This window comes from Stenotrophomonas sp. 3diitr2024, assembly GCF_042136455.1.
Taxonomy (GTDB): Bacteria; Pseudomonadota; Gammaproteobacteria; order Xanthomonadales; family Xanthomonadaceae; genus Stenotrophomonas; species Stenotrophomonas sepilia.
Genome location: NZ_JBHHMJ010000014.1, coordinates 1 through 8,461 on the forward strand (window position 1 = coordinate 1; position 8,461 = coordinate 8,461).

Below are 8,461 nucleotides of genomic sequence, written 5' to 3' on the forward strand. Positions count from 1 at the left end.
AAGAAGATGCGCGGACGAGGACGTCCGCGCAAGGAGGGGACGGGAGAGGCAGAAACGACTTAATCCCCTCCGTCCCCTTTTTGGTCAGCCAGAGATCGCCAGGCGCTCGTTGTGATAGCGGCGCACGGCGGCGAACCACAGCACGGCGGCGAGGCCGAGGCTGGCGCCGAGGTAGATCGCCCAGACCGCCGGGGTGATGATCTCGTGGCGGATCACTTTCAGCAGCATCTGGTTCTGCGACAGGAACGGCACGGCGTACTGCCACAGCTCGCTCTTCAGCGGATAGGCTACCAGTGCATAGCCAGGCAGCATCGGCAGCAGCATCAGCCAGGTCATGTGGCTTTGCGCTTCCTTCATGCTCTTGGCTGCGGCCGACAGGAAGGTCAGAAGCGAGGTGCCGATCAGCAGCATCGGCAGCATCACCAGCAACATCTGCAGCATCGAGCCGACGTTCATGTTGAACTGGCGGCCGATGTTGCCGGGTGCGATCTGCGCGCTCACCTTGAACGCGACCAGGGTCAGCAGCAGCGACACGAAACCGACCACGCAGGCGGCGGCGATCTTGCCGCTGACGATCGCGCTGCGCGAGCCCGGCGTGGCCAGCAGGGGTTCCAGCGACTGCCGCTCGCGCTCGCCGGCGGTGGCGTCCATCACCAGGTAGGCGCCCCCGATGAACGAGGTCAGCGTCAGCAATACCGGCAGCAGCATCGACAGGATCATGCCGCGCTTGGCCTCGGCACTGGCCAGGTCCTGGCGCGCCACGTCCAGCGGGCGTGCCACCTGTGCGTCGATGCCACGCGCCATCAGGCGCAGTGCACCGACCTGGCCGTTGTAGGTGGCCAGCGCCGCCTCCAGGCGCGCACTGGGTACTTCAGCCGCGCGACGCGTGCTGTCCTTGATCACCTCCACCAGCGCCGGCTTGCCCTCGGCCCAGTCCTTGCCGAAATCATCGCTGATGCGCAGCGCCACATCGATGTCCTGGGTGCGGATGGCCTCGGCCAGGTCCTTCGGTGCCGGTGCGGCATTGAGGCCCTGTGCGGCGAGGAAGCGCACCAGGTTCGGCGCGTTCTCGGCGCCGATGGTCGGGATCTGCAACGGCTCTTCGATCTGGGTGCGTACCCGGCTCTCGGCCAGCTTGCCCATGCCCAGCAGCAGCACCGGGTACAGCAGCGGCCCGAACAGCAGGGTCAGCAGCAGCGTGCGGCGGTCACGCGACAGGTCGCGCAGTTCCTTGCGCATCACCGTCATCAGGGTCGACATCATGCTCATGCGTGCAGGCCCTCTTCGCTGCCGATCAGTTTCACGAACGCGTCCTCAAGATTGGCTTCGCCGGCCTGCGCACGCAGCTCGTCGGCGCTGCCGGCAGCCATCACCGTGCCCTTGGCGATGATCACGATGTGGTCACACAACGCGCCCACCTCCTGCATGATGTGGCTGGACAGGATCACGCAGCGCCCCTCTTCGCGCAGGCCCAGCAGGAAGCGGCGCAACGCGCGCGTGGTCATCACATCCAGGCCGTTGGTCGGTTCGTCGAGGATGACGTTGCGCGGGTCGTGCACCAGCGCGCGGGCAATCGCGGTCTTGGTGCGCTGGCCCTGCGAGAAGCCATCGGTCTGCCGGTCGAGGATGTCCCCCATGTCCAGCGCGTGCGACAGCACCTCGATGCGTTCGCGGATGCGCTCGGCAGACAGGCCATGCAGTTCGCCGAAGTAGGCGATGTTCTCGCGCGCGGTCAGGCGCTTGTAGACGCCACGCGCATCGGGCAGCACGCCCAGGTGGCGGCGCACCTCCACCGGATTGAGGGCGGCATCGATGCCATCGACAGTGATGCTGCCCTGGTCGGGCGTCATCAGTGTGTACAGCATGCGCATGGTGGTGGTCTTGCCGGCACCATTGGGGCCGAGCAGGCCGGTGATCAGCCCATCCCCGGCGCGGAAGCCGACGTTGGCGACCGCCTGGATGCGGCCCGTGCGGGTATCGAAGGCCTTGTGCAGGTTGTCGGCGACGATCATGGTTCCCATCCGTTGAACGAGGTGAACGCCGGCACGTAGCTCAGCGTGTCCAGGCAGCCGGCATCCAGCGCCTTGGCATCGGTCTTGTCGATGAACTGGCCGAGCAGCCGCGGCATGCAGCCGGCGGTCAATGTGCCATGGCCCTGGCCACGGGCGACCAGCGCACGGCCGTTGGGCAGGCCCTTGAGCACCTGTGCGGCGTAACGCGGCGGCGTCACCGGGTCCAGCTCACCAGACAGCAGCAGTGCCGGCACGTCGCTGCGCAGCGGCACGGCATCGGTTGCCGGCGCCGGACGGTGCGGCCACACCGGGCAGGCCGCGAAGAACGCACTGGCCACTTCGTTGCCGAACAGCCGCTCGGGATCCTCGGCCGGCGCGTGGTAGCGCGGCGCATCCTCGCTGCAGATCACCGACCACTGCATGCCGCGGTTGATCTGGAAATCCATGCTGCGGTTCGCGCCGCGCGCCAGCGATGCCAACGGGGCATAGCGCCCGTGTGCGGCTTCATCCAGCACCAGTGGCAGCAGCGAGGAATACTGCGGCACGTAGGAGAAGGCGAAGGCCAGGCCGACCACGCTGTCCGGGGTCAGGACATCCTGCCGGGGTGCGTTGGTACCCGGGTCGCGATACTCGACCGAGACCGGTGCACGGCGCAGGGTGTCGACCACGCTGCGCAGCTGCGCGCGGGTATCGGTCGGGAAACGCTTGCTGCACGCAGCATCCTTGCGGCACTGCGCCGACTGCAGGGCGATCGCATCCTCGAAGGTGGTCGCGAAGTCGCCACCGACCACCAGCTCGTTCGGTACCACGCCATCGATGACGATGCTGCGGGTGTGCTGCGGATAGGCCCCGGCATAGCGCTGGGCCACGCGGGTACCGTAGGAGCCGCCAACCAGGTTGAGCTGGTCCACACCGAGCGCCGCACGCACCGCATCCAGATCGGCGATCGCCTCGGTGGTGGTGTAGAAGCGCGCATCGGCACGCCCCTGCAGCGATGCGGCGCAGCGCTGGGCGTAATCGCGCAGCGATGCCTCGGAAGGCGCGGCATCCTCGTCCACCTGCAGCGGCTTGCCGTCCGCGCCCAGGCAGCTGAGCGGGTTGGAGCCGCCGGTGCCGCGCTGGTCGATCAGGAATACGTCGCGCTGCTTGCGCACCTGGCGCAGTGCAGTATCGACGATGACCGCCACCTCGCTGGCCGCTTGGCCGGGGCCGCCGGCCAGGAAGAACACCGGGTCGGGCTGGCTGGCGCCGCTGCTGCCCGATTCCAGCCAGGCGACACGCAGGCCGATCCGGCGACCGTCAGGCTGGGCCCGGTCCTCCGGCACCTGCAGGGTGGCGCACTGCGCCTCCACGTTGGCGCTGGCACCCTCGGTGGACAGTGTGCAGGGCTGGAAGTCGATCGTGCCGAAGCGGCGGCTGGGTGCATCGCTGGCGCTTCCGGCGTCGGCCGGCGGCGGCTGGCTGCACCCGGCAAGCATCAGGCTGGCCAGCATCCCGGCCAGCGCGAGGTGGTGTCTTTGCATCGTGCTCGTTTCCCCTGGAGGACGTTCCTGTCGACCACGACGGGCTGCCGCGGAAGATGTGACCCAACTTACACGGGCAGCGCGCCGACGGCGATGGGCAATGACGAATCCGCAGCCAACGGCGCGCAGACCAGGCGGTCCCGCCTCTCGGCCTTGGCCGGCACAGGGCGGCATCGGCGGCGGCCCGCAGCGCCCCGTGGGCCAGTGCACCGGCCCGGCGGCGATGCGGGGTCTGAAAACGGCGAGCACGGCTGCCGGCGCACGCGCAGAATCCGCCGCAGACCCAGGAGACGCTCATGCACACGTGGTACCTCGGTGGCATCGACCATCGCCCCTTCCTGCACCTGTTCGAGATGAGTGACAGCGCGCTCGCCGCGCTCGGCATCCAGCGTCGCTGGGCCGGCGCCAACGGCGGCCATCCCTGCCGGATCAGCCTGAGCGATCCCGCGCCTGGCAGCGAGCTGCTTCTGCTGTCCCACGTCCACCTGCCGCTGCATTCACCGTATCGCGCCGCCGGCCCGATCTTCGTGCAGCGCGGCGTGACCCGTTGCGTCCTGCCGCCAGGCGAGGTGTCCCCGTATGTGCAGCGCCGGATGATATCGATGCGTGCCTATGACCACGCCGCGCTGATGTGCGGTGCCCAGGTCTGTGCGGGCACCGAGGTGACCGACCACCTGGATGCACTGTTTGCCGACCCGTCGGTGGCGTTCGTCCAGCTGCACAATGCGGCGCATGGCTGTTTCTCGTGCCAGGCAGATCGGGTGGGTACCGAGACTGCGTAGCGCGATCTCCATGACGTGATCGATGCCACGCCGGTCACGTGACGTCCAGCGCATCCGTTCAGCCCTGCGTGAAGCCTGCGGGAAGGGCTTCACATGCGCAGTCACGGATCGGCACTGCGAGGGTTCCGTCGCCTGCATCGCAACTCGATACTCGCCGTGGTGCCGCCGGAAGTCCACTGCGCAGCGCAGCGCCTGCGGTCACCGTTCCCTTTCGACGACCACAAGGATGCGCCATGTCATTCCGATCCACACCGCTGCTGCTGGCTACCTCGTTCGTGGCTGCGGGCCTGTGCCTGGCCGGCAACGCGTTCGCCCACGGCACCATGACCACGCCGGTCAGCCGTGTCTACGCCTGTTTCCAGGGCAACCCCGAGAACCCGACCAACCCGGCCTGTGCCGCCGCCAAGGCCATCGGCGGTTCGCAGGCGTTCTACGACTGGAACGGCATCAACCAGGCCAATGCCAACGGCAACCACCAGGCCGTGGTGCCCGACGGCAAGCTGTGCAGCGGCAACAACCCGACCTTCCGCGGCCTGGACGTGAACCGAAGTGACTGGCAGACCACGCCGATCCAGCCCGATGCCAATGGCAGGTTCACCTTCGTGTTCAAGGCAACCGCGCCGCACGCCACCCGTGACTGGCGCTTCTTCGTCACCCGCGAAGGCTGGCAGCCGGGCAGCCCGCTGCGCTGGGCCGACCTGCAGGAGTTCTGCACGCTGGGCAATACACCGCTGTCGGCCGATGGCACCTACAAGCTGCAATGCACGTTGCCGCAGCGCACCGGCCAGCATGTGATCTACAACACCTGGCAGCGCTCGGATTCGACCGAGGCGTTCTATACCTGCATGGATGTGCGTTTCCAGGGCGGCGGCGGAACGGCACCGGCAACGCAGTGGCAGGATGCCGGCCCGGTCACCGCGCGCGGCGAGCTGCCGGTCGGCACCACGTTGGCGCTGCGCGTGTTCAATGCCAACGGCAATGATGTCGAACGCGTGGAAGCCACGCTGGCCAGCGGCCAGACTGCCGCCGCACAGTGGCCGCTGGTGCTGGCACGCACGGTCAATGCCAGTGCGCAGCACGCACGCGTGGGCGTGCTCAGCAACGGCGTGATCACGCCGGCGGCCTCGGCCACCGACAACCGGGTGTACCTGAAGGACGGCAACCGCTTCCAGCTCGACACCCGGGTGCCCGACGCGGGCACGCCGTCGCCGGGCGGTGATTTCGACCACGTGTACCCCGCAGGCATTGGCAGCTACGTCCCCGGCCAGACCGTGGTAAAGGGCACCGACGGCAAGCTGTACGCCTGCCGCCCGTTCCCGGAAGGGGCGTGGTGCAACGTCAATGCCGAGGCATATCGCCCCGGTATGGGCAGTGCATGGCGCGATGCTTGGGTGCCCTACTGACCCGTTGTAGAAGGCGGTGCGCATCGCGCCGCCTTCTGCCTGAGCCGCAGTGCTTTGAGCAGCGTGCTGCAGATCAGGCACGACAGCCACTGAAATCAAACTTGTCCGATATTGCCGGCCTGTCTGCATGTGAAGACTTCATGGGGTTTCCCATACCTCGCAAAGGAGTCTCTGCATGCACCTGTCCCACCGGGCAGTCCTCGCACTGTCCGTCGTTGCCGGCCTGGCCCTGTCCGGCAGCGCCTTCGCCCACGGCACCATGACCAAGCCGCTCAGCCGCGTGAAGCAGTGCCACGAGGGCAATCCGGAAAACCCGACCAACCCGGCCTGCGCCGCCGCCAAGGCCATTGGCGGCGCGCAGCCGTTCTACGACTGGAGCGCGATTGCGCACGGCAATGCCAATGGCAACCATCGTGAACTGGTGCGCGACGGCGAGCTGTGCAGTGCCAGCATTCCCAAGTACCGCGGGCTCGACCTGAACCGCACGGACTGGCCGACCACGCCGATCCGCGCCGACGCGCGTGGCCGCTACACCTTCGAATTCTATGCCCCGGCCCCGCATGCCACCCGCGAGTGGAAGTTCTATGTCACCCGTGAGGGCTGGCAGCCGGGCAGCCCGCTGCGCTGGGCCGACCTGCAGGAGTTCTGCACCCTGGGCAACGTGCCGGTGGATGGCAAGACCTACAAGCTGGATTGCCCGCTGCCCAAGCGCAGTGGCCAGCACATCATCTACAACACCTGGCAGCGTTCGGATTCGGGTGAAGCGTTCTACACCTGCATGGACGTGCGATTCGAAGGCGGCAATGGCGTGATTCCGCCGCCGCAGTGGCAGGATGCCGGCCCGGTCACCGCCCGCGGTGCGCTGGAGGCAGGCACCACGCTGACCCTGCGCGTGTTCAATGCCAACGGCAACGATCTGGAGCGCCCGGAAATCACCCTGGCTGCTGGCCAGACCGCTCCGGCACAGTGGCCGATGGCGCTGGCCCGCAAGGTCAACGGCAGTGCCCAGCACGCCCGCGTCGGCGTGATGAAGAACGGCGTGATCACGCCGGTGGCGTCCGCCACCGAGAACCGCGTCTACCTGAAGCCAGGCAACCGCTTTGAACTGGAAACCCAGATTCCGGGCCCGGTTGATCCGGTCGATCCGCCGGGTGGCGATTTCGACTTCGTGTATCCGGCCGGCCTCGGCAGCTACAAGCCTGGCGAGACCGTGGTGAAGGGCACCGACGGCAAGCTGTACGCCTGCCGTCCGTTCCCGGAAGGTGCGTGGTGCAACATCAACGCCGATGCCTATCGCCCGGGCACCGGCTTTGCCTGGCGTGATGCCTGGATCGCGTACTGAACTCGACGGGGGTGGCACTTCGGTGCCACCCCTCCTGCATGACGCTTCTTGCGATGGCGGTCGCATGGAAAAAGGCGATGGGTTCCCAGCCTCGTTTTTTTAGGAACCGTTGAATGGAGGACGCTCTATGCTGCGTGGAAACTCGGCGGGTCTTCCACGCGTCAAAGGACGTCATCGATGCAAGCCCACCTACTTGCAGCAGTTGCTGCCTCCCTGTGCGCAGCTCTCTTCGCCTCACAGGAGGCCCAGGCCCACGGCACCCTTTCCAAGCCGATCAGCCGCATCTACGCCTGCCGTCAGGCCAACCCCGAGAATCCGACCAATGCGGCCTGTGCGGCAGCCAAGGCCATCGGTGGCGCGCAGCCCTTCTACGACTGGGCCGGCATCAACCAGGCCGAGGCTGACGGCAACCATCGCCAGGTCGTGCCTGATGGCGAACTGTGCAGCGGCGGCAATGCAAAGTACCGCGGCATGAACCTCAATCGCACGGACTGGTCGACCAGCCCGATCCGCGCCGATGCCCGCGGTCGCTACACCTTTGAGTACCTCGCATCGGCTCCGCACAAGACCCGAGACTGGGTCTTCTATGTAACCCGCGAAGGTTGGCAACCGGGCAGCCCGCTGCGTTGGGACGATCTGGAGCAGTTCTGCTCGCTGGGTCACGTGGACGAGGATGCCAACGGCATCTACCGACTCGATTGCCCACTGCCCAAGCGTACTGGCCAGCACATCATCTACAACACCTGGCAACGCTCGGATTCGAAGGAAGCGTTCTATACCTGTGCCGACGTACGTTTCGAAGGCGGTGACATCATTCCGCCACCAGAGTGGGAGGACGCTGGGGCCATCACCGCGCGGGGTGACCTGGAGACCGGTACCACCCTGACCCTGCGCGTGTTCAACGCCAACGGCAATGACCTGGAAAGCCCGAAGATCACCCTCGCCACCGGGCAGACCTCCGCCACGCAATGGCCGCTGGCGCTGGCCCACCAGGTCAACGCTTCTGCCCAGCATGCCCGGGTGGGCGTGCTGAAGAACGGAATCATCACTCCCATCGCCTCGGCCACCGAGAACCGCGTCTACCTGAAGCCGGGCCATCGCTTCCAGCTCGACACGCAGCTGCCGGATCCGGTCGATCCGCCACCGGGCGACTATGACTTCGTGTATCCGGACGGTATCGGCAGCTACACGCCGGGCGAAACCGTGGTCAAGGGCGCCGACGGCAAATTCTACGCCTGCCGCCCGTTCCCGGAGGGCGCGTGGTGCAACGTCAATGCCGAACCCTACCGCCCGGGCACCGGCTCTGCCTGGCGTGACGCCTGGATCGCGTACTGAGGCCGGGCACCGGGGGCGGCGTGGTGCCGCCTCCGGTTTGCGGGGGGGTGCCGGCCAGCGGCCG

General features: G+C 67.2%; 7 protein-coding genes. 4 read left to right on the forward strand and 3 right to left on the reverse strand.

Annotation, left to right across the window (positions count from 1 at the left end; all coding sequences use genetic code 11):
• Positions 1 to 84: 84 nt before the first annotated feature.
• Genes ABGA94_RS00075 through ABGA94_RS00085 form a run of 3 tightly spaced genes read right to left on the reverse strand, consistent with a single transcriptional unit; the run spans position 85 to position 3,535 of the window.
• A complete protein-coding gene (locus tag ABGA94_RS00075; RefSeq protein WP_053496786.1) occupies positions 85 to 1,269 on the reverse strand; it encodes an ABC transporter permease in 1,185 nt (394 codons plus the stop codon).
• A complete protein-coding gene (locus ABGA94_RS00080; RefSeq protein WP_005420209.1) occupies positions 1,266 to 2,012 on the reverse strand; it encodes an ATP-binding cassette domain-containing protein in 747 nt (248 codons plus the stop codon). The genes ABGA94_RS00075 and ABGA94_RS00080 overlap by 4 nt, the downstream gene beginning before the upstream one ends.
• Positions 2,009 to 3,535 (reverse strand): alpha/beta hydrolase, encoded by a 1,527-nt coding sequence (locus ABGA94_RS00085; protein WP_171956215.1) that lies wholly within the window; start codon positions 3,533 to 3,535, stop codon positions 2,009 to 2,011. The genes ABGA94_RS00080 and ABGA94_RS00085 overlap by 4 nt, the downstream gene beginning before the upstream one ends.
• A gap of 296 nt (positions 3,536 to 3,831) precedes the next feature.
• Here ABGA94_RS00085 and ABGA94_RS00090 point away from each other — a divergent pair, with 296 nt between their 5' ends.
• The 4 genes from ABGA94_RS00090 (at position 3,832) to ABGA94_RS00105 (ending at position 8,397) form a co-directional block, all read left to right on the forward strand.
• Entirely contained in the window at positions 3,832 to 4,317 is a 486-nt protein-coding gene (locus tag ABGA94_RS00090) for a DUF1203 domain-containing protein (RefSeq protein WP_375365951.1), read from the forward strand.
• Between the two features lie 233 nt (positions 4,318 to 4,550).
• Positions 4,551 to 5,720 (forward strand): lytic polysaccharide monooxygenase, encoded by a 1,170-nt coding sequence (locus ABGA94_RS00095; protein WP_375365953.1) that lies wholly within the window; start codon positions 4,551 to 4,553, stop codon positions 5,718 to 5,720.
• 175 nt (positions 5,721 to 5,895) lie between these two features.
• On the forward strand, positions 5,896 to 7,062 hold the full coding sequence (locus tag ABGA94_RS00100; RefSeq protein ID WP_065177863.1) for a lytic polysaccharide monooxygenase: 1,167 nt from the start codon (positions 5,896 to 5,898) through the stop codon (positions 7,060 to 7,062).
• 177 nt (positions 7,063 to 7,239) lie between these two features.
• On the forward strand, positions 7,240 to 8,397 hold the full coding sequence (locus ABGA94_RS00105; RefSeq protein ID WP_095378234.1) for a lytic polysaccharide monooxygenase: 1,158 nt from the start codon (positions 7,240 to 7,242) through the stop codon (positions 8,395 to 8,397).
• The last annotated feature ends 64 nt before the right edge of the window (positions 8,398 to 8,461 follow it).